This is a genomic window from Vibrio sp. MED222 (assembly GCF_000153005.1).
In the GTDB taxonomy this organism is placed as follows: Bacteria; Pseudomonadota; Gammaproteobacteria; order Enterobacterales; family Vibrionaceae; genus Vibrio; species Vibrio tasmaniensis_A.
In genome coordinates, this window is sequence record NZ_CH902606.1 from 555133 (window position 1) to 576570 (window position 21438).

The window sequence follows — 21438 nt, forward strand, 5'->3', positions numbered from 1 at the left end:
ACGCTGATATTCTAGCGCACAGATGTAAGCTCAATGGAAATTTGCTAATGAATAGTGCCGACAAACAATCTACAAAAAAGCCGCCATTAATCTGGCTCAATATTTTTGTATTCTCTTTTAGTATGCTGCTTGCTGTTGTTGCAGCTCCCGTTTATGGCTACTTTTTTGGCTATGGTATGGAGCACTGGATATGGCTAGCGATCTGCTTTACGTTCTGTAACCTTTCAATCACGACGGGTTATCATCGCTTATGGTCACACAAAGCGTTTGAAGCGCATTCAAGCCTAAGATTCCTGTTTGCACTAGGTGGCGCATTTGCCCTGCAGAACAGCGCGTTACACTGGTCTTCTGATCACCGTGTGCACCACAAACATGTAGATAACAACGACAAAGACCCATACTCAGCAAAACGTGGTTTTTGGTATTCTCACATCGGGTGGATGATTCGTAACTACAGCACCTCGATGTATGAAAATTATGAAAATTGTCGAGATTTAAAGAAAGACAAAATTGTTATGTGGCAGCACAAGCACTATGTTCTGTTGGCATTGCTAATGAACTTCGGTGTTCCTATCGCATTGGGTGTTATTTACGGTGACGTACTTGGCATGTTGTTAATCGTAGGTGCTGTTCGTTTGGTGCTTAACCATCACACGACATTCTTCATTAACTCTCTTGCTCACATCTGGGGTAGCCAACCTTTTACCGACAAAAACACGGCCCGTGATAACGGTGTGTTAGCGGTTCTAACTTTTGGCGAAGGCTACCACAACTTCCACCACATCTTTGAGAACGATTACCGCAACGGCATCTACTGGTGGCAATACGATCCTACAAAATGGTTGATCAAGAGTGCTTCTTTGATGGGATTGGCAAGCAAGCTTAAGAAAACCCCTCAAGCTCGTATCGAAAAAGCAGAAGCATCAATGTTACTTAAACGCACGCAGCAAAAGATCATGCATCGTGCCGACAAGCAGCAAATCGCGGACAAACTTCAACAAGAATTCGATGCTCTAGTATCAAACATGAACGAGTATTACGAAGTCAAAAAGCAGCTACTTGAAAGCAAACGCGAAGATGTTGTGAAGAAGTACGAACACTCTCTACTTAAAGTTCGTTACCAACAAATCAAAATGAATTTTGAGCAACAGAAAAAAAATTGGGCAATGACAGTGGAACAGTATGCTTAAGGTAGAACAATATACTTAAGGCTGAGTAGTCCGCTTAATGTACCAGTAACGACACTGCTTGACTCTTATTTGAAGCCCTCATATTACTATGAGGGCTTTTTTATGAGCGTAACCTATTTGCCATTAGCCATTAGCCATTAGCCATTAGCCAAATACTGTCAAGTCTAAATTGTGGACTTCAAGAACCATAGTTATTGGATTCCAGAACTCTTTCTTCAACCTGAATTTATACTTATATTACTTTAACTTACTGAGTTTAAATCTAAGGAATTGAAAATGAGCAAACTGACTATTATTGCAACGATCGTCTCTAAAGAAGACAAAACTGAGCTAGTTAAATCAGAGATGATTAAATTGATCGATAGAACCCGTGTTGAAGACGGTTGTATAAACTACGACTTACACCAAGATAACAGTAACCCTGCTCACTTCGTTTTTCATGAGAACTGGGAGTCTGAAGCTCACCTAGAGAAACACTTAGCGAGCCAACACATCGCTGAGTACATGGCTGCGACTGAAGGTTGTATTGAAACCTTTGTGCTTAATAAAATGACGCACATTGCCTAACCAGTCACTCAGTACTGATTCAATAGAAAACCCTGCTCTGATCGCAGGGTTTTTCGTTTCTACAAGCTTATATCCGCTCATTCTAATAATGAAAAAACCCGCCAGAGTAGCGGGTATGGTCAATAATCATGACTGTCAAAGACAGATAGATAATACCAATCGTAGTAAATAACTGTCAGCCTAGCTGGTTCAAAAACTTGATAACTGCGTTAGAATTTTTGATTGTAGAATAACTACTTATCGAAAAATTCTGCCTTGTTCTCCAGTCTTTTTCCTGCGCTATTTCTGATCACTTACTTACTGTGATTGGTATAACAACCATCAATCCAATATTGAGTGCCTCTTTACAGTGGCACTCTGACATTTCTTTTGCTGATCGCTAGCACGGGGGCACTAGTTAAAAGCACGAGCCAAAATGCCATTCCCTTGATATTGGTAAACACTTGAATTACTACTTACAAAGACCGATTCTCCGGGTTTAAGAGAAACTGACCGTCCTTCTGAAGTGACGGTCGCCTCTCCTTCCACACAGAACAAGATCTCCGCGCTACGTAAATACTGTGACTTGCTCTCATCAGTCGCAGACAAGATATCAAAGCCAAAGTCATCCACTGGAATCGGATAGCTCATCTTGCCCTCTTTCAATACAGGCTTAAGACGAATATCTTCTGGCTTAATCGGCTCAAAGATCGTGTTATCGATAAGCTCAGGAACGTCTATGTATTTGGGTGTAAGACCGGCGCGCAGCACATTGTCTGAGTTTGCCATAATCTCCAAACCTGTGCCTTGAACATAAGCGTGAGGTGTTTCTGCGAACAGGAACATCGCTTCACCGGGCGCCAGTTCAACCGTGTTGAGCATCAATGGGGCAAACAAACCAATATCACCCGGATAGTGCTGTTTGAATTCAATGCTGTATTGCAGAGCTTCACGCCCCATGACCGTTTTAGCTGGTCGCGCATGTGCAGCATAAAGCTCATTAAGCGCAGACGCTTTACGGTCACCTTCAAGAGACATAATGGCGCTAAAGAAAGACTTCAGAGAATCACTGTCGGCATTGGCTTTAAGCACATTAAGTTCAATCGCTAACGAAGGAATATCGGCTTCTTCGAACAAGGCAATAATATCGTCGATTGGACGAAAGCCATTCATCGCTTTGTAAAAGGTCAACGCATAAACCAACTCAGGCTTATGGTTTGGATCTTTGTAGTTACGATTAGACGCATTCAAAGGGATGCCAAGTGCATTCTCTCGCTCAAAACCTAATTCTGATTTGCGCTTGTTGGGGTGAACCTGAATCGACAACGGTGTTTCAGCTGCTAACACCTTAAATAAGAAAGGTAGCTCACCGAAACGTGCCGCCGTGTACCCACCTAAGACATCGATCCTATTTTCATCAATCATGTGAGAAAGCGGCTCACCGGTATCGCCTACTTTGGAGCAACCATTAGGATGAGCACCCATCCAAATTTCTGCTTGAGGTTCTTGGTTTGGGTTCACAATACCAAACAGTTGGTTAATGGAGTCTTTGCTTCCCCATGCGTAGTTTTGAATAACGTTGTCGAGTTTAAATAGAGACATAATTACTTCTCATTAAAAATCTGGCTGCCAAGCTTGAGCGTGGCGGCGATATTACGGGCAGTACGAGTCAGGTTTTGATTCGCTTCTAATAAAACTTGGTCTAAAGACTGAGGTGAACGTACGGTTCCAAATAAGCTAGACATTGAACCGTAAAGCTTTTCAACGTCTTGCCCCAAAGAGCCCGCTATTCCAATGGTTGGAATACTCAGCTTTTGAGCTCTCTGAGCGATACCGAAAGGTGTTTTACCTTGCAGGGTTTGGTTGTCCATCTGCCCCTCTCCGGTCACGACCAGTGAAGCACCTTCAAGAACCTTATCTGCATCCAAAGCATCTAATACCATCTCAATACCCGCTTTAATTTGGATATTGAAGGCAAGACTTAACCCCAGAGGTGTACCACCAGCCGCACCAAAACCAGCTGTGTCGCGATGATTAGTACCCGTATGTGCTTGAGCGATATCGGCAAAGTGACCGATCGCAATATCAAGTTGTTCAACTTGAGCTTTTGATGCTCCCTTCTGTGGACCAAACACGGCACTGGCTCCGCTTTCGCCACACAGTGGATTATTCACATCACACGCGACCACGAACGTGATTTCTTTGCATCTAGGGTGCAGTCCATCAAGATCGATGCTTGCTAACTGGCTTAACTCGGCGCCGCCACCAGATAGCTCGTTGCCTTGCTTGTCTAATAACTTGCCTCCCAATGCTTGTAAAATTCCTGCACCTGCATCGTTGGTTGCGCTACCGCCCAAGCCGATAATGATTTGTTCAACGCCTTGATCTAAAGCATCTTTAATCAATAGCCCTGTGCCAAACGAAGATGCAGTTAAAGGTGATCTTTCTTCTACCGTTAATCGGTCTAAGCCCGATGCTTGAGCAAATTCCAACAAGGCAGTTTTCACCTTAATTCCATCAAAAGTCTGCTCTAACGACGCCCAGTAAGCTGTGCATTCACGTCCGATTGGGTCCATCGTTTGCAACCCTTGTTTCTTACCATTGAGCGCCTCTAGCAACACGTCTACCGTGCCTTCACCACCATCAGCGAGTGGCATTTTCACAAACTCTGCATGAGGGAAAACGTCGGCAAATCCACGCTCAATACAAGACGCAACTTGATGCGCGTCGAGTGATTCTTTAAATGAATCGGGGGCAATTACAATTTTCATTGTCGTTCACCATTCCCGCCCACCAAGATGAGCGGGTGATTGAAATTAGAATTTGACTTGGAATGTTTTTGCTTGGCAAGATGCCAGCTGGCCGAAGTCTTCAGTTGCTACATCACCTTCGCGTACGCGCTCATCCATGCTTGTCTCTTTCCAGCTTGAAACTGCTTGAGTGAACGAAATTGAATCTGACACAGAACCTGTTTCTGCCGGGTTGTAGACACGCATGATCAACGCATCTTCATCTTCCGCTTTCTTCAGTACACTCAGTACCGCACCTGCTTGTTGCTTCGATAACAAGCTGAAGCTCATCGGTAGGTTTTGCTCGCCCACATTCAGCTTCATCGCGTTGTAAGGGATCTTGTTGTAGCATTCGATTTGAGTGACATTGTCACGTGCTTGCGCCATGACGTTCGCGTCAATATGGTTACCAGAGAAACCGCATAGAGTGAATTCACACACTAACTTGCCGCGTACTTGTGAGTCCGGTGTCGGGATCTTGATACCGGAAGGGCGACCCGGACGAAGCAATAACTCTTCTTTACCCAATACACCGATACCGCGGAACAACGTTAGTGCGAACGTATCTCTATTATCGTCGCCTTGCGAAGCAATCACTTCAAATTCACGCAGGCCATTCGACATAATCGCCATACCCGCTTTGCCGTTTTCTAGCGCTGCGAAGTTCATTGACTGATACACAGGAACTGGCGCTTCTTTCCACTTCTCTTCTTCCCAAACCGCCATAGCAGGGTCATTGGTTGGTCGAGTAATACAACCGAACTGGTTATCTGCAACCACAGTTTCAGAAACGAATGGCGTTGGTACTAGCACACGTACACGGTGGTCGTCGGCTTGGTTGTCTAGTTCCATACGAACTTCAATGCGGCGAGAACCTTGCTTCAATACCACTTGGCATTGCGCTTCAACGAATCCGTTTTGACCCGTACGTTCTTCACGCTCTGCAAGGTTTGCAGGCACGTTCATGCGGAAAGCGATGTTCGCTACCGATTGAAAGCCTTGGTGATCAATCGATGTTTCTACCGGGAACTCATCTGAGTACAGCAACCATTCTTGACGAGATGGAGAGTAATCGTACTCATCGCCGTCATCAGAACCGTCTTCTAAACGAAGTACTTGGTCGAATACTTGCTCTGTCTCTTTATCGAAAATAGTCAGAGTACCGTTGTCGTTTACATTGATTCGGTAGTACTCGTTCTCTAGCAAGTAGTCTTTTTGTTCTGCAACTTTTACTGCGCCCTTCTCGTTACCTTGGATGTGTAACGTGGTGAAGCCCATCGCTGGCACAGTACGTTTGATCTGAATATCAAACTCCATGAACGGGTCGTAGTTACCGTAGTGAACGATTTGACGGTCTACTTTACCTGGGTCAATTTGGCGTTTATCTTGGATGAAGTATTCAACAGGGTTTTCGTTTTCATCAAAAATAGAGAACTCTTGAGCACGGATAGTGATAGTCGTGTTAACCACTTCTTCACGCTCATATGGAGAAAGGTTAAACATCGCCAACTTGTCGCAACCTTCGCGATCTGGCATGTGGTCAACAATCTTACGCTTGTAGAAATGAATCAGGTTGGTCGCCATATCGTCCGCAAGGATGTAACGGTTTAGGATCTCAGCGTGAACCTTGTCAGAACAACAGCAGCCAATCGAGTCATGAGCGTGGTTCTTCATGCTCTCTTTCCACATTTTCTCAATCAAACCATGGTGGTATTCAAAGCCTAATGTCCAAGCGATAGACGCTAGTGGTTCTAAGATGTTTACAATCTTGTTTTCGATTTCTGCGTGGATCAGTTTGATATCCATACGCGTAGAAGAGATCGTACGGTGAACACGCATGTATTTACCGTCGTTGAACTCGCCTTTAATTGTGTCGAGTTGGTCGCGCGCCGCTTCTACTTTCTCGAACACTTCTTCGTAACGACTCATTGAGAATTCACGATCTGGGTAGATTTCGCGAAGTTTGTCCATTACTTCAAAGATGTCTTTTTGAATCGGCATTTGGTCATGGCCATTCGGCAGCAAAATGTCTTTCGTTACCGATGGCTTTTCTAGCACTGGGAAGTACTTATCTAAACGAGCACGCAAGCCTTCTTCGTCTTGTGGAAGGTATTTGCCAATTGCGTAACCTAGCGGAAGCACTTGTGCCGTAACTTCACTGCCGTCATTAGACTGCCATAAGAATTCTGTTTTGTTGGTGCCATGACGCTCTGAACAACCACGCCAAAACATTGCACGCGTGATGTCGAAACCGTTATAGATCATCGGCAGCTGTGAGCTCATGCTGAATGAATCTGGTAGGTAACCGATCTTCATTGCATCGCCAAATTTCATACAGTCACGAATGCCATACATCATGTTACGCACAATCGACTCACCAGAAACTTGCATTGTGTCGGTTTGAGAATACCAAGGGCCAATAATAAGCTTGCCCGCTTCAACCAATGCTTTTACGCGTTCTGTGTTCTCTGGTTTGATCGCAAAGTAGTCTTCTAGAACAGCGGTTTGACCATCTAGAACGTAGTATTTGTATTCTGGATCACTCTCCAGACGGTTCATGATTTCTTCCATGTTGTTCACAAGAAGAATGCGAGACTCTTCTGTTGTGAAATACCATTCACGATCCCAGTGCATGTGTGGAGTAATATGTACGCGTGATGTAGTCATAATCATTTACCTAAATGTGTCGCTTCGAGTAAATCTAAAATTCGAACTCAAATACGACTAAATTAAAGTTTTTCAAGGGGTTAAAATTGGCTGCCACTAAATTTAGGGTGCAGAAAACCACGCCCAGAATCTGTGTGAATAAAACCGTTAGGAGCACAGGTATTTAGGACAGCCAAGTTGTTCGTTATTTTTTATATGGTGTTTTAATTGCGAGTTAGAAGTTAGCTCAAAATTTAGTTAGTTCTGTGTTGCAGTACTTGCTTCAAACTTACCCTTTTTTACAGCATGACCACGCCACATCAGAAGAGTAACAGTTGAAATCACTGTGCCGACAAGCGCAGCACCGAACCAGATTGCAGCAGCAGAGAATGCGCCCAAACCTGAATCGTGTAACAAGAAGATAGAAAAAATACCTGCACCCGGAGTCGATAGACCGATACCTGCCGCACCAACCATCGCGCCTGTAACCACAGAGCCTAGTAGGAATGAACCGATTACACGGATTGGATCTTCAATCGCCATTGGGATTGCACCTTCGGTAATACCCGCTAGGCCAAGTAGCCATGTAGATTTACCGGTTTCAATCTCAAAGTCTTTGAATAGGCGTGGAGCAATCATGGTTGAAGCCGTTACGGTGAACGCCGATACCATTTTTACTGAACCAAAGATTGCGTATGGGCCATAAACACCGTTCGCCATTGCACCTAAACAGAATGCGTAAGCGGCTTTGTTTACCGGACCACCTAAGTCGAATGATACAAACAAACCAAGAATCGCACCCAATAGCAGCGCATTGGTGCCAGACATACCGTTCAACCAGTCCGTTAGACCTTGGTTTAGGAACGCTACAGGTTTACCGATAACAAATAGCATCAAGCTACCTGCCACCAAAGTACCGATCACCGGATAAAGGTAGAAAGTAAGGAAGCCGTTAAACGCAGGGCCTAAGCGAACATGCTCTTTTACCCAACGCATCACGTAACCAGCAATCAAACCACCAACAACACCGCCTAGGAAACCAGAGCCAATGATGTTTGCTGCAATACCTGCGGCAAAACCAGGACCAAGTGCCGGTTTATCTGCTAATGAGTAAGCTGTGTAAGCTGCCAGTACTGGCACCATCAATGTACCCAGTAGGCCGCCACCTAGTTTGCGATACATCCATAGCCAAGAATCTTTTGTTGCATAGAGCTCTTGCAGGTCAAAAATTTGCGCGATAAGAACAGCAACCGCAAGAACAGTACCACCAGCAACGATAAGAGGAACCGCGTAAGAAATACCAGAAAGCAGTGCTTGTTTGAGCTCAGTTTTCAGTGGCAGTTTCTTCGGTTTATCATCAGTAGCTACTTTACGCTCTGCACCGTTGCCTTTTTTCGACTCTTCGATCGCTTCGTTTAAAATGCGCTCACCGTGTTTAATCGGTTCTGCGACTGGTGTTTCAATACGAGGAATGCCGTTAAAGCGCTCAGATTCTTTAATCGCCACTTCAGCAGCAAAAACACACGCCACAGCATTGTTTAATTGCTCAGCCGTTAAGCGATCTTCAATACCGTTTGCGCCCTGTTTTTCAACATGTACGTTATAGCCAAGCTTTTTGCCCGCCTTTTCAAGATATTCTGCCGCCATATAAGTATGAGCAATGCCAGCAGGGCAAGCAGTAACACATACAACTGTCGGTGCATTTGTATCTAAGTTGTCTTGTTTTTCTTCTTGTTGATTGTCGCCATCAAGAAGCGCAAAGATTTCTTCAGCGGTTGTCGCTTTTAATACCGCTTCGCGAACATCGTCGTCAACTAATGTAGTTGTCAGTGCGGTAAGCAGATGCATGTGGGTAGAGCCCGCTTCTGCATTTGGAATCGCAATTAGGAAGATAAGATTCACATCTTCGTCTTCATCCAAGCCTTTCCATTTCATGTCTTCTTTAAGCGTTGCTACAGCGAAGCCAGCTTCTTTAACCGCGTCAGTCTTACCATGCGGTACTGCTAGGCCTTCGCCAAGCGCTGTCGGGCCTTGCTCTTCACGAGCAAATACTGCATCAAGATACTCTTGCTTGTTATGCAGTTTGCCTTGCTGATCCAGTTGGTCAGCAAGTGCGTAAATCGCTTCTTCTCGACTGCTAAACGTAGTTTGCAGATTTACGAGCGACTTATTCGTTAGAGTAGTAAGTTTCATAACCTTTGTCCCATAGTCACGGATTAGTACGACAGTCGTCCCTGTCGACGAGAAGAATAATACAACTTCAAGACATTTAATCCGTGATCACGATCTCACCAATACATATTTGTATTTAATTTGTATTTAAATCGTATTGGAAAATCCTTTAAGAAAGCTTGTTATGTATCGTTTAATTTGTATTATATGTACTACAAAACGCCGATACGACGCTCACACTAACCTTTAAAGCAAGGCTTATATAGAGCAAATTTACGTATTTAAGGTACAGGTTGTTAATCAAAGTCTAGTTGTTCTAGCGCACAAATGAGGCAAAAATGGCAAGACTCCCTATGTATCGCCAAATCGCCGATGCAATAAGAGAAAAGATCAGTTCTGGTGAATATAAAGTTGGAGAAGCACTCCCAACAGAAGCGCAATTGCGTGAAGTATTCTCGGTAAGCCGTGTGACGGTTAGGCAAGCGTTGAAACTACTGATCGAAAACGATGAGCTTGAAAGCGTTCAAGGCAGCGGCACTTACGTCAAAGAGAACAAGATCAATTACGACATCTACAAACAGTCGAGCTTTCAAGAAAAGTGGGCGCATTTGGATGTGGTTACACACAGTGAAGTTCTGGCCTTCGAAATGAAGCCGTGTTCTTTGGCGATGTCTGAACATTTAGATATCAAAGAAGGCGAATTGGTTTTCTACGTAAAACGTGTTCGTTTCATAGACAACAATCCAATCACGGTTGAAGAAACTTGGTTACCTGTTGCCCTATTCCCAGATCTCACCTATCAAGTGATGCAGACATCAAAGTACGACTTTATTGAGAACACCAAAGGCATGGTGATTGATAGAAGTGAGCAGGAATTGGTACCGATTCTTCCGCCTGAAGATGTTGCTAAACAGCTAGGTATTGACCCAGCTCAGCCTATCATTGAAAAACGTACTCGCGGTTACCTTGCCAATAACACGGTGTTTGAATACAGCCGTAACTACTTCACGTCTAACGATTACCGATTTACTTTGGTCGCAAGACGCCAAAGGTAAGCAATACTATAGGCTTTGGTTTACCTAAACGAATGCACCAAAGAAGCTCTTCCACACTTAGAGCTTCTTTCGCCTTTAATACCAAATCACACACCAGATACGCGTTGTGTGATTTGATCACCGAGAATTAAATCTCCCTCCAGGCTTCAACGCGTAGTGCTCGATAGCATTAAAACCACTCTAAAACATCATAAGGCTGTAACACTTTGATTGTGCTCCCCACATCAAATCGCCCGTTCGTCTCTTGCCCCATATAACTCTATTTTTCTCGCTATTATCACCATTTGCACATCAACGGCTAAAGTTATCCAACCCTTCCTGTCATATGAAACTAAAACAAGCAAAGGTGATCCAAGTTATATTCTAGGGAGTCACAAAATTTGTTTATTAACATCCAAACAACAGTGGTTAATCAATATTTACAACCACAATTAACATCGAAAAAAATGTTTGTCTTAGATCATACCAACCTCAACTATGCCTCGTGCCACAGTGCAGTTTTCTGTACATTCATTGTCATATTCTGAAACACTTTCTTATATTTTTTAAACTTTGTGGAGATTTCTATGTTAGAGCTCTTGATCGGATTAGTAATTACCATCGCTGTTGGTTACTTTATTGTGAAAGGCTATAAAGCGGCAGGCGTATTACTAACTGCTGGCCTTGCCCTACTTCTTATTACTGGCCTTATTGGTCACACAGTCTTACCAGCTAAGGTCGCTTCAACAGGTAACATGGTTACCGACTCACTCGAATTTGTTAAGTACATGCTTCAGTACCGTGGAGGCGGCCTAGGCATGCAAATCATGCTTCTTTGTGGTTTTGCTTCTTACATGACGCACATTGGTGCTAACAACGTAGTAGTGAAACAGTTCTCTAAACCGCTTGCTGCTATTAAATCTCCCTATGTACTTCTTGTTGCGGCTTACATCGTAGCGTGTCTAATGTCTCTAGCAGTAAGTTCTGCAACAGGCCTTGGTGTGTTACTGATGGCGACCCTATTCCCAATGATGACGGCGATGGGTATTTCACGCCCAGCAGCGGTTGCCGTTTGTGCATCACCTGCAGCAATCATTCTTTCACCAACCTCTGGTGATGTGGTTATCGCAGCTGAAAAATCAGGCATGTCTCTTGATGTGTTTGCTGTTCAAACAGTATTGCCTGTTTCTATCTGTGCAATCATCGTGATGGCTGGCGCGGCTTTCTTCTGGAACAAATACCTAGATAAAAAAGAAAACACGCCAATGGAAAAAGTAGACGTTTCTGAAATCGAAACAACAGCACCGGCTTTCTACGCTGCACTGCCATTCCTACCTATCATCGGCGTTTTCCTATTCAACGGTCGTACGATTCCAGGGCTTTCACTTGATATCTACACCATTGTTGTAGGTTCTATCTTCGTGGGCGCAGTTATCGATTACGTTGTTAAGAAGTTTGACGGCGAGAAAACATTAGAAGACTTAGATTCTTGCTACCAAGGCATGGCTGACGCGTTCAAAGGCGTGGTAATGTTGTTGGTTGCGGCGGGCGTATTTGCTCAAGGTCTAATGTCTATCGGTGCGATTGATAACCTAATCGGTCTTGCTGAATCTGCAGGCGCAGGCGGTATCGCATTGATGCTTATCCTAACAGGTTTAACGGTTGCTGCAGCTATCGCGACAGGTTCTGGTAACGCGCCTTTCTATGCATTCGTAGAACTGGCTCCATCACTAGCGGCGAAAATGGGCTTGAACCCAGCGTTCCTAATCATCCCTATGCTTCAAGCATCTAACCTAGGCCGTACCATTTCTCCAGTATCTGGCGTAATTGTTGCGACATCGGGTATGGGTAAAATCAGCCCGTTTGAAGTTGTAAAACGTACTTCTGTTCCAGTAATCTGTGGTCTTATCACGGTTATCTTTGGTACGCTGGTATTGGTTCCAATGGCAGCTTAACTTAAAGAAACACTCTATCTAGACTGATACAAGCTAAGATAGAGATGCCGATATAAAATGCCCTAACAAAAAGGCGCTGAACTTAATAAGTTCAGCGCCTTTTTTGCGTCATATTAATTAGAGAATTCAAAACTCTATCTATTGGAGCATGACACTAAAAATGTCACAAGGGATTGAAACAGCACAGCTTTAAATAGTATTACTTAAAAAGAACAAGCCCTACTTCATGTCACCATAACGTTCTAAATAAAGAACGGTTGCTGCGGTACGAGAAGGCACTTGCAGCTTTTTCAACAAACTCTTCATATGTACCTTAACTGTCGATTCAGAAATAAACAGGTGATCGGCGATCTGCTTGTTACGGTAACCTTTCGCGACTTCTTGAAGAATTTGCATTTCACGTTCAGTCAGTTGGTCGAAGATATCATTTCGACTGTCAGCATCATTCAAATAGCGAGCTACCACACTGCTGTATGCCTTATCGCCGCTATGTGCTTGCTTAAGCAGTTCAATCAACTCATCGGGTTCAGTATCTTTCAGTAAGTAACCATCAGCGCCCGCTTTAACAATCGCTTCGATATCCGCAGGGCTATCAGAAACCGTTAAAATAACGATGTTAGCGCTTGAACCATCAGTACGAAGTGCTTTCAGAGTATCTAGCCCAGACATGCCTTTCATATTCAGATCCAACAGGATCAAATCAGGTTCTTCTTCATGGGCAAGAGCGACCGCTTCAGTACCGTTACTTGCTTCTGCAATCACTTCAAATTCATCTTCAAAGCTCAGTAATTGGCTTATACCTCTGCGCATCAATGGATGATCATCAACCAACATTACTTTACAAATCGTCAACTTTAACTTCCTTTAAACTTTTATATTTCAATATGACTGTACAGCCCTCACCTTGAGCCGCTTCAATCGTTAAGTCACCATTCAGTCTTGCCGCACGCTCCTGCATAATACTCATTCCGTAGTGGTTCATCTTCGAACTACTTGGGTCAAAGCCTTCTCCATTATCTTTAATCACGACTAATACTTGTCCGTCCTCATCGATACAGCATACATCTATCAAGTCGGCATTGGCGTGTTTTATTGCGTTTATTGTTGCTTCACGAATCAATTGAAGCAAGTGAACCTGACTGTGCGCATCAAGCTCTAGCGATGAAAGGTTATTAGTTAATTTAATCTTCGCATCGGTTCTTTCACTAAGTTGCTCTAGCATGGTGCTCAAAGCATCTCCAAAGCTACCCTCTTTGATGGATAACCTAAATGTGGTGAGTAGCTCTCTCAATTGAGTATAGGCACCGGCTAACCCATTCCCTATCTCAGATGCTATCTGCTCAGACTGCTCTCGATGTTTGTGTTCCGGAAGTTTACCAATAACACGCTTTAACAATGTCACTTGGATTTTTAAATACGACAGCGATTGGGCCAATGAATCATGCAGTTCACGCGCAATCGTCGCTCGCTCTTCCATAATAATAAGCTGCTCAGCTTTCTTTTGAGCGCGATTATAGTATATAGCTCTCGATAACAGTTGAATAAAACTCTCAATTAGCGTCTTAGTTGAATGACCGTGATGATATGAGCAATACAGATAGCCCAAAACAAGCTCGTTATCATCCAGTTTCATTTCAAACTTTTCATAATCGCAAGTCGGGTCGTAACCTTCATCCATAATCAAAGAACGTCCCGAATTATCGACTATTTCTAACCTTAGCGATTCAATCCCTTCTAGGCTGACCAAGTGCTGCAAAATAGCTCGGAAATTTTCCGGTGCAACACGCGTTACCGTGAGTTCTTGAGAAGAATAATAGAGTGCTTGCAATGATTGGTTGGCATTTTGTAACTCAACCGTCTTGGCATCGACAACATCTTCAAGGTTTCGATACAGCACGCCTAAATCTTTCGCCATCGAGTTAAATGTTTTGGTCAAAATGCCCAGTTCATTATTGTTGGTAACCTCCAACTTAACCTCGAAATCACTATTTTTTATTCTCTGGCTAGCTCTAACGAGAGCGTGTAGAGGCTTAACAACTTGTTTACGTACAAAATGAACAACAAAAAGAGATATGACGAGTATTCCACCTAGACCTATACCACCAGCCCATGCCAATTTAATTAATTTATTTTCTGAAAATTCTTGTAACTTAAAAACAAAGCGGTCGATTTCAATAACAAAATTTTCAACAAGTACCAGGTAGTGTTTTCTATCTTCGCTATTTAAGACCTGCTTCAATTCATGCCAACGGCCAATTATTAAATAATAATCATTTGTAATATCAGTTGGCACTTCCCAACTCACCAAATTAGTCATCGATGTGGAATAAAGGGAACTTTCAAATTCACGAATATGAGAATCGTAATCCACTGATTCTATTTGAATATCATGCGCTAAACGGTAGCTTTGCATGCGCATCGAGCCAGCCACATTAACCGCCTCGGCATCATTAAGGCTGGACGCCAATGTAAAAATAGCAAAACCGGTGGTGGCAACTGAAAGGAGCAATATAAATAGCAATGATTTAGCTATTGTACTCGTCACAGATGAAACAGGTTTAATAAGCAAAGTTAATATCCTGAAGGTATAAAAATGGCTATCGGGAACCTATTGTCACACATCAAAAAACAGAGCTCCATTCAATATGTGACCAAACGCTTCATAATTTATTGATCTAAGACAATATAGGATCCTATTTAGCCCTTAAGGGGTATTTATACAAATATTTCTAAAACTACACTACTTGTGAGGATAAATGACAAGATATTAACGAAACAATGATCTACAATTACAACATCTTAGCAACATTAGTAGGCATTTAGTGGTAGACCTATCGAGACGACGCCTATTTTCTAGGCGAAAAGTAGATTCAAGCCAAATTCGATTGCCTTGGATTAAAAGTCTAGAAAGCTTCGCAGATGATTGTACACGTTGTGGTAAATGCATCGAAAGTTGCGAGACACACATCATCATTGTCGGCGACGGTGGTTTTCCTACTGTCGACTTCTCAAAAGACGAATGTACATTCTGTTATCAATGTGCAGACGTTTGTCCAGAGCCAATTTTTAAACCCGAGGAAGAAACGCCTTGGCTGGCAAAAGCAACTATCTCTGATAAATGCTTGGCCCAACAAAATGTTGAATGCCGAAGCTGTGGTGACATGTGTGAACCTATGGCGATTCAATTTCAACTTAGAGCAGGCAGTGTTGCTCTACCAAAAATCGAGTTAGATGAGTGTAGCGGTTGTGGAGCCTGCGTAGCAGTTTGCCCTACTTCGGCTATTCTTGTGAGTAATGCATAAAACAAAAATAACGAGAGCAATTTATGGCACTAAATGAAGTGCATATATCAAGTTTAGTCGTGCATGTGAGCCCAGAGCATCTAGACGAGATCAAAGCACAAATCGAGCAATACGATAATGCGGAAATCTACGGCAGTAGCCCTGAAGGCAAAATCATCGTGGTCCTAGAAACCGAGAACCAAGGTTTTGTTACGGACACCATCGAAGAAATTAATAATATTACGAACGTTTTAGGGACAGCTTTGGTTTATCACCAAATCGAGACTGGACTAGACGAAACGGATTTAGAAACTGGAAGCAACAATTCTCAACTTGAGGGTGAAGTATGAAAATGACAAGACGCGCGTTTGTGAAAGCAAACGCAGCTGCATCAGCGGCAGCCGTTGCAGGTGTAACTCTACCAGCAACAGCAACCAACCTGATTGCTAGCTCTGATCAAACAAAAATCACGTGGGATAAAGCGCCTTGTCGTTTTTGTGGTACGGGCTGTTCGGTACTAGTTGGTACTCAAAACGGTAAAGTGGTCGCGACTCAAGGCGACCCAGAAGCACCTGTAAACAAAGGCCTTAACTGTATTAAAGGCTACTTCCTTTCAAAAATCATGTACGGTAAAGACCGTCTTGAACAGCCTCTTCTTCGTATGAAAGATGGTGAGTTCCACAAAGATGGTGATTTTGCACCAGTATCTTGGGACAAAGCTTTCGACGTAATGGCTGAGAAATGGAAAGCCGCTCTGAAGAAGAACGGTCCAACAGGCGTTGGTATGTTCGGTTCCGGCCAGTGGACAGTAATGGAAGGCTACGCAGCGGTTAAGCTGATGAAAGCGGGCTTCCGTTCAAACAACATCGATCCAAATGCTCGTCACTGTATGGCATCTGCGGTAGGTGCATTCATGCGTACTTTCGGTATCGATGAGCCAATGGGTTGTTACGATGACTTTGAACACGCAGATGCATTCGTACTGTGGGGTTCAAACATGGCAGAAATGCACCCAGTACTATGGACTCGTATTACAGACCGTCGTCTAAGCCACCCACACGTTAAAGTAAACGTACTGTCTACTTACTACCACCGTTCTTTCGAGCTTGCAGACACAGGTTACATCTTCGAACCTCAATCAGATCTAGCGATTGCTAACTTCATCGCTAACTACATCATTCAAAACGATGCGGTGAACTGGGAATTCGTGAACAAACACACGAACTTCAAGCAAGCAACAACAGACATCGGTTACGGCCTTCGTGACAATGACCCACTACAGAAAGCCGCTGCGAACCCTAACTCAGGTAAAATGACTGATATCAGCTTCGAAGACTACAAAGCTTCTGTTGCTGAATACACCGTTGAAAAAGCATCTGAAATGTCAGGTGTATCTCAAGATGACCTTATCAAGCTGGCTAAGCAATACGCAGATCCAAACATCAAAGTAATGTCACTTTGGACTATGGGTATGAACCAACATACTCGTGGTGTATGGATGAACAGCCTTGTGTACAACATCCACCTTCTTACAGGTAAGATTTCTACTCCAGGTAACAGCCCATTCTCACTTACTGGCCAACCATCTGCATGTGGTACAGCTCGTGAAGTAGGTACGTTCTCTCACCGTCTACCGGCAGATATGGTGGTTGCTAACCCTAAACACCGTAAGATTGCAGAAGACATCTGGAAGCTTCCAGAAGGCACTATCCCACCTAAACCGGGTAAACACGCTGTTGCGCAAGACCGTGCGTTAAAAGATGGTACGATCAACGCGTACTGGGTAATGTGTAACAACAACATGCAAGCTGGTCCAAATATCAACACTGAACGTCTACCAGGTTACCGTAACCCAGACAACTTCATTGTATGTTCTGACCCGTACCCAACAGCAACAGCTCAAGCTTCTGACCTTATCCTTCCAACAGCAATGTGGATTGAAAAAGAAGGTGCTTACGGTAACGCTGAGCGTCGTACACAAGCATGGTACCAACAAGTTAAAACCGTAGGTGAAGCAAAGTCTGACCTATGGCAAATCATGGAGTTCTCTAAACGCTTCACTGTTGAAGAAGTTTGGGGCGAAGAGCTTCTAGCTAAAGCACCTGAGTATCGTGGTAAAACCATGTACGACGTGCTGTACAAAAACGGCAACGTTGATGCATTCCCACTGTCTGAAGCACAAGAGCTTAACGACGATGCTCAAGCTCAAGGTTTCTACGTTCAAAAAGGTCTATTCGAAGAATACGCAGCCTTTGGTCGCGATCACGGTCACGATTTAGCACCTTACGACACTTACCACAAAGTCCGTGGCCTACGTTGGCCTGTTGTTGACGGTAAAGAAACACTGTGGCGCTTTAAAGAAGGTTCAGATCCATACGCTAAGAAAGGTTCTGGTTGGGATTTCTACGGTAAACCAGATGGTAAAGCTCTTATCATCAATGCTCCTTACGAAGCACCACCAGAAGTGCCAAGCGACGAATACGACATGTGGTTATGTACAGGTCGTGTTCTTGAGCACTGGCACACAGGTACTATGACTCGTCGTGTACCAGAACTTTACAAAGCAGTACCGGATGCACTTTGTTACATCCACCCTGCTGACGCTAAAGCTCGTGGCCTTCGCCGTGGTGATGAAGTTCTTATCGAAAACAAACGTGGTGAAGTACGCGTTCGTGTTGAAACTCGTGGTCGTAACCGTCCACCACAAGGCTTGGTATTCGTACCATTCTTTGATGCAAGAATTCTGATCAACAAGTTGATCTTGGATGCAACGGATCCTCTGTCTAAGCAGACGGATTACAAGAAGTGTCCAGTTAAGATCACTAAGGTTTCTTAAGAGCCAAGCGCTTTTCGAACCTAGATACAAGATCTAACGTATTTAATATTGCGACTACTTTTTTCATCACTTTTTGAAGGAAGTAGTCCACTCAAAGAATTAGCCTTTAGGCGGAGAAATTAACCATGAAAAAACTGATTACTGCCCTACTATCAGCTGGTCTTTTGCTAGCTGGTGCAGTTCAAGCTCAAGCTGAGCTGGATAACCCAGGCGGCATTGGTGGCGTAGAATCTCTACGTGGTGCAAGTGAACTTGAAGCAACTCGCGCAGCAGATGACTTCAAAAAGTTTCCTCGTGACCAAGTACTTGAGAGTGACTACGTATACCAACCACCTTTAGTGCCTCATACTATTCGTAGCTATGAAGTGTCTCTTAACGCTAACAAGTGTCTTGCTTGTCATAGCTGGAAAAACGCAAAAGAAATGGGTGCAACTAAAGTGAGTGTAACTCACTACATGAACCGCGAAGATGCGGTACTTGCTGATGTTTCACCTCGTCGTTACTTCTGTCTACAGTGTCACGTACCTCAAGCTAATGCTAAACCGCTAGTTGAGAACGAGTTCAAACCTGTAGATTCACTGCGTTAATCGTAGCCGGACTGTAAGAGAGGCTATATATGATAAAATTACTTAAAGCGTTTTGGAAAAGACTCGCGACACCAAGTAAAGCAGCGGTAGGCGTTGTTTTATTCTTGGGTTTCTCGGGTGGTCTTTTGTTCTGGGGTGCATTCAACACAGGTATGGAAGCAACCAATACGGAAGAGTTCTGTTCTGGTTGTCACGCACCTATCGTTGCTGAAATCCAAGAAACAATTCACTACTCTAACCGTTCTGGTGTTCGTGCTATCTGTTCAGACTGTCACGTACCTCATGAGTGGACAGATAAAATTGTTCGTAAGGTTCAGGCTTCTAAAGAGCTATACGCACACTTTATTGCGAAAACCATCAATACTGAAGAAAAGTTCAAAGCACGTCGTGCTCACTTAGCAGAACGCGAATGGGCTCGATTGAAAAAGAATGATTCACTTGAGTGTCGTAACTGTCACCAGTTCGATTACATGGACTTCTCAGAGCAGAGCCCTCGTAGTGCGAAACAACACTCGACAGCGCTAGCTTCTGGTGAAAAAACGTGTGTAGACTGTCACAAAGGTATCGCACACAAACTACCAGACATGCACGGCGTTGAAGGCTGGCAATAAGGAGCGATTGAATGAGTACTTTAGAGAACGTAATTTGGCACATCCTAGGTTACAGCGCTATGCCAGTTATCATTCTTGGTGGCTTTGCAGGTGTTGCAGCCGTATCTCTTTGGCTTTTATCTATGACTAAAGACAAAGAAATCGATTAGAAATCGAAGAGTACGTCAACTTTTATCAGCTAATTTTAATCCATTCTGATATGGGTTGACTCTAAAAAGCCACTGATTTCAGTGGCTTTTTTAATATCTAACGTTTTATCTTTTTATTAATAGGTGGCAACCTCCCTACCTCACCTCTTAAGTCACATCCACAATACAAAGTACTTTTCTACAGAGCCCTTTAGATAGACACTTCGATTAGAAAAGAACGCTTATTACTACACCACTGCCACTTAACCGTTGTAAACAATATCGCTAAGATCGAAGCATAACTCTGTGACATTTCGGCCTTTTGTTTTTAATTTCAGGTGTTTTGAGTAAATAAATCAACAATTTGACTAGATTCGTCGCGAAATTGGATTAGAATCACACTGTTTTTGACAACACTTAATTGAATTTAATGCAGTTCGACCTTAAAGACTCAGTAAAAATTTCCATAAACACATTGGTTGTGGGAATGTTTGTTACATCAATTCAGAAAAGTGAGCGTGTTTATTTATCTAACGCTGGACGCGTGTCTTCAAAAAAAGGAATTGATACATTAGTTAATAAAGGCATTAAGTATGTCTGGGTTGACAAGAAGCTCTCTGCTAAAGGTTGTAAATTTCACCCCGTTCCTGATGACGAAACGAGTGAGGAACAACAAAAGAGCAGTAAAAATTCTCCAAGTAAATTGGTCTCTCGAGAAGTAAGACAAAAAAATGCAGAGCGAATCATCCAAGAAGCGCGCGGTCTTGCTCAGAAAATTATTACGGCAACATTTGATTCGCATACGTTTGTTGCGGATGAACTGGATGGTTGGGCGGATGAGCTGATTGAATCAGCACTGATCAATTCAGATGCCTTGCAATGTGTTTCTGCATTACGTAAGAAAGATGCCTATTTGCTTGAACATTCCGTTAATGTCGCCACACTTTTGGTCACATTTGGCAAGCATTTGGGTTTTGGCAAAGACCGATTAAAGCCATTGGCTATTGGTGGGATTATTCATGATGTCGGTAAAGTGCATATCGATGATAATGTTTTGCACAAGCCTTCTCGTTTAACCGAGGAGGAATTCGCTCACATCAAGCAACACCAAGTATTTGCTAAACCTATCATCAAAAAAATCGAAGGCTTAAGTCAAATTAGCCGTGATGTATGTTTAATGCACCATGAAAAGTTAGATGGTACAGGTTACCCTAATGGATTGAGTGGCGAGCAAATTCCGCAGCACGGCCGAATGGCTTGTATCGTCGATATCTATGACGCATTGACGGCTGACCGTTGCTACAAACGTGGAATGAGCCCAGCGGAAGCGTTTAAAATAATGTTAGGTATGACACCTAATCACTTAGACCGGCAATTGGTGTACAAATTTATTAATTGCATTGGTATTTTCCCTATTGGGGCCATCGTTGAGCTGAGCAATGGCCATCTTGGAATCGTATGGTCATCGAATGATGATGCTCCTGTTGAGCCTGTCGTTAAGTGCTTCTATTCACGAAAGAATAAACGTTTCATTGACGTCAAGTATGTGGATTTAAAACACAGCTGGCATACGATTGTAAAAGCAATTTCTCCTACGAAGGCTGAAATTGATGTCACCCCTTTCTTTTAATAGAGCCTGCTATTCGAGGGGTATGAGGTCAGC

Annotated in this window: 17 protein-coding genes; 11 read left to right on the forward strand and 6 right to left on the reverse strand. The window is 43.4% G+C overall.

The window, feature by feature from the left end:
• Positions 1-47 precede the first annotated feature (47 nt).
• Together MED222_RS19055 and MED222_RS19050 are read left to right on the forward strand one after the other, a co-directional pair.
• Positions 48-1190 carry an acyl-CoA desaturase gene (locus MED222_RS19055; protein ID WP_009845442.1) on the forward strand — a complete coding sequence of 381 codons (1143 nt, stop codon included), beginning with the start codon at positions 48-50 and terminating at the stop codon, positions 1188-1190.
• Between the two features lie 276 nt (positions 1191-1466).
• On the forward strand, positions 1467-1757 hold the full coding sequence (locus tag MED222_RS19050) for a putative quinol monooxygenase (protein WP_009845443.1): 291 nt from the start codon (positions 1467-1469) through the stop codon (positions 1755-1757).
• A 393-nt stretch (positions 1758-2150) separates the two neighbouring features.
• Here the strand turns inward: MED222_RS19050 and manA are convergent, their stop codons facing one another.
• The 4 genes from manA to mngA form a co-directional block, all read right to left on the reverse strand.
• Positions 2151-3338 (reverse strand): mannose-6-phosphate isomerase, class I, encoded by a 1188-nt coding sequence (manA, locus tag MED222_RS19045; protein WP_009845444.1) that lies wholly within the window; start codon positions 3336-3338, stop codon positions 2151-2153.
• A 2-nt stretch (positions 3339-3340) separates the two neighbouring features.
• Positions 3341-4507 carry a glycerate kinase gene (locus MED222_RS19040; RefSeq protein WP_009845445.1) on the reverse strand — a complete coding sequence of 389 codons (1167 nt, stop codon included), beginning with the start codon at positions 4505-4507 and terminating at the stop codon, positions 3341-3343.
• Positions 4508-4552: 45 nt separating this feature from the next.
• Positions 4553-7192, reverse strand: a complete 2640-nt coding sequence (gene mngB / locus MED222_RS19035; RefSeq protein ID WP_009845446.1) for a mannosylglycerate hydrolase — start codon at positions 7190-7192, stop codon at positions 4553-4555.
• A gap of 237 nt (positions 7193-7429) precedes the next feature.
• Positions 7430-9364, reverse strand: coding sequence for a PTS 2-O-a-mannosyl-D-glycerate transporter subunit IIABC (mngA, locus tag MED222_RS19030; protein WP_009845447.1), 1935 nt, complete (start codon positions 9362-9364; stop codon positions 7430-7432).
• A 317-nt stretch (positions 9365-9681) separates the two neighbouring features.
• On the opposite strand from mngA, the gene MED222_RS19025 reads away from it, so the two are divergent.
• A complete protein-coding gene (locus MED222_RS19025; RefSeq protein ID WP_009845448.1) occupies positions 9682-10398 on the forward strand; it encodes a GntR family transcriptional regulator in 717 nt (238 codons plus the stop codon).
• Between the two features lie 566 nt (positions 10399-10964).
• On the forward strand, positions 10965-12332 hold the full coding sequence (gene dcuC, locus MED222_RS19020) for an anaerobic C4-dicarboxylate transporter DcuC (protein WP_009845449.1): 1368 nt from the start codon (positions 10965-10967) through the stop codon (positions 12330-12332).
• 219 nt (positions 12333-12551) lie between these two features.
• Here dcuC and MED222_RS19015 read toward each other — a convergent pair whose 3' ends face one another.
• Both MED222_RS19015 and narQ read right to left on the reverse strand, forming a co-directional pair.
• Positions 12552-13184, reverse strand: a complete 633-nt coding sequence (locus MED222_RS19015; protein WP_009845450.1) for a response regulator — start codon at positions 13182-13184, stop codon at positions 12552-12554.
• Complete coding sequence (gene narQ, locus MED222_RS19010; RefSeq protein ID WP_009845451.1) at positions 13171-14901, reverse strand: nitrate/nitrite two-component system sensor histidine kinase NarQ; 1731 nt, start codon at positions 14899-14901, stop codon at positions 13171-13173. The genes MED222_RS19015 and narQ overlap by 14 nt, the downstream gene beginning before the upstream one ends.
• A 253-nt stretch (positions 14902-15154) precedes the next feature.
• On the opposite strand from narQ, the gene napF reads away from it, so the two are divergent.
• The 7 genes from napF (at position 15155) to MED222_RS18980 (ending at position 21405) form a co-directional block, all read left to right on the forward strand.
• A complete protein-coding gene (gene napF, locus MED222_RS19005) occupies positions 15155-15634 on the forward strand; it encodes a ferredoxin-type protein NapF (RefSeq protein ID WP_017097479.1) in 480 nt (159 codons plus the stop codon).
• 23 nt (positions 15635-15657) lie between these two features.
• Complete coding sequence (locus tag MED222_RS19000) at positions 15658-15963, forward strand: chaperone NapD (protein ID WP_009845453.1); 306 nt, start codon at positions 15658-15660, stop codon at positions 15961-15963.
• A complete protein-coding gene (gene napA, locus MED222_RS18995; protein WP_009845454.1) occupies positions 15960-18449 on the forward strand; it encodes a periplasmic nitrate reductase subunit alpha in 2490 nt (829 codons plus the stop codon). The genes MED222_RS19000 and napA overlap by 4 nt, the downstream gene beginning before the upstream one ends.
• Before the next feature lie 125 nt (positions 18450-18574).
• Positions 18575-19036: a nitrate reductase cytochrome c-type subunit gene (locus tag MED222_RS18990; protein ID WP_009845455.1), complete on the forward strand. Its 462-nt coding sequence runs from the start codon at positions 18575-18577 to the stop codon at positions 19034-19036.
• A gap of 29 nt (positions 19037-19065) precedes the next feature.
• Complete coding sequence (locus tag MED222_RS18985) at positions 19066-19647, forward strand: NapC/NirT family cytochrome c (RefSeq protein ID WP_009845456.1); 582 nt, start codon at positions 19066-19068, stop codon at positions 19645-19647.
• 11 nt (positions 19648-19658) lie between these two features.
• Positions 19659-19796, forward strand: coding sequence for a TIGR02808 family protein (locus tag MED222_RS21750; RefSeq protein WP_009845457.1), 138 nt, complete (start codon positions 19659-19661; stop codon positions 19794-19796).
• 409 nt (positions 19797-20205) lie between these two features.
• On the forward strand, positions 20206-21405 hold the full coding sequence (locus tag MED222_RS18980; protein ID WP_009845458.1) for an HD-GYP domain-containing protein: 1200 nt from the start codon (positions 20206-20208) through the stop codon (positions 21403-21405).
• Positions 21406-21438 lie beyond the last annotated feature (33 nt).

Bases quoted from the DNA above. Each gene is read 5' to 3' on its own strand.
- MED222_RS19055 (WP_009845442.1), top strand. From the start codon at position 48: ATGAATAGTGCCGACAAACAATCTACAAAAAAGCCGCCATTAATCTGG.
- MED222_RS19050 (WP_009845443.1), top strand. From the start codon at position 1,467: ATGAGCAAACTGACTATTATTGCAACGATCGTCTCTAAAGAAGACAAA.
- manA (WP_009845444.1), bottom strand. From the start codon at position 3,338: ATGTCTCTATTTAAACTCGACAACGTTATTCAAAACTACGCATGGGGA.
- MED222_RS19040 (WP_009845445.1), bottom strand. From the start codon at position 4,507: ATGAAAATTGTAATTGCCCCCGATTCATTTAAAGAATCACTCGACGCG.
- mngB (WP_009845446.1), bottom strand. From the start codon at position 7,192: ATGACTACATCACGCGTACATATTACTCCACACATGCACTGGGATCGT.
- mngA (WP_009845447.1), bottom strand. From the start codon at position 9,364: ATGAAACTTACTACTCTAACGAATAAGTCGCTCGTAAATCTGCAAACT.
- MED222_RS19025 (WP_009845448.1), top strand. From the start codon at position 9,682: ATGGCAAGACTCCCTATGTATCGCCAAATCGCCGATGCAATAAGAGAA.
- dcuC (WP_009845449.1), top strand. From the start codon at position 10,965: ATGTTAGAGCTCTTGATCGGATTAGTAATTACCATCGCTGTTGGTTAC.
- MED222_RS19000 (WP_009845453.1), top strand. From the start codon at position 15,658: ATGGCACTAAATGAAGTGCATATATCAAGTTTAGTCGTGCATGTGAGC.
- napA (WP_009845454.1), top strand. From the start codon at position 15,960: ATGAAAATGACAAGACGCGCGTTTGTGAAAGCAAACGCAGCTGCATCA.
- MED222_RS18990 (WP_009845455.1), top strand. From the start codon at position 18,575: ATGAAAAAACTGATTACTGCCCTACTATCAGCTGGTCTTTTGCTAGCT.
- MED222_RS18985 (WP_009845456.1), top strand. From the start codon at position 19,066: ATGATAAAATTACTTAAAGCGTTTTGGAAAAGACTCGCGACACCAAGT.
- MED222_RS21750 (WP_009845457.1), top strand. From the start codon at position 19,659: ATGAGTACTTTAGAGAACGTAATTTGGCACATCCTAGGTTACAGCGCT.
- MED222_RS18980 (WP_009845458.1), top strand. From the start codon at position 20,206: ATGCAGTTCGACCTTAAAGACTCAGTAAAAATTTCCATAAACACATTG.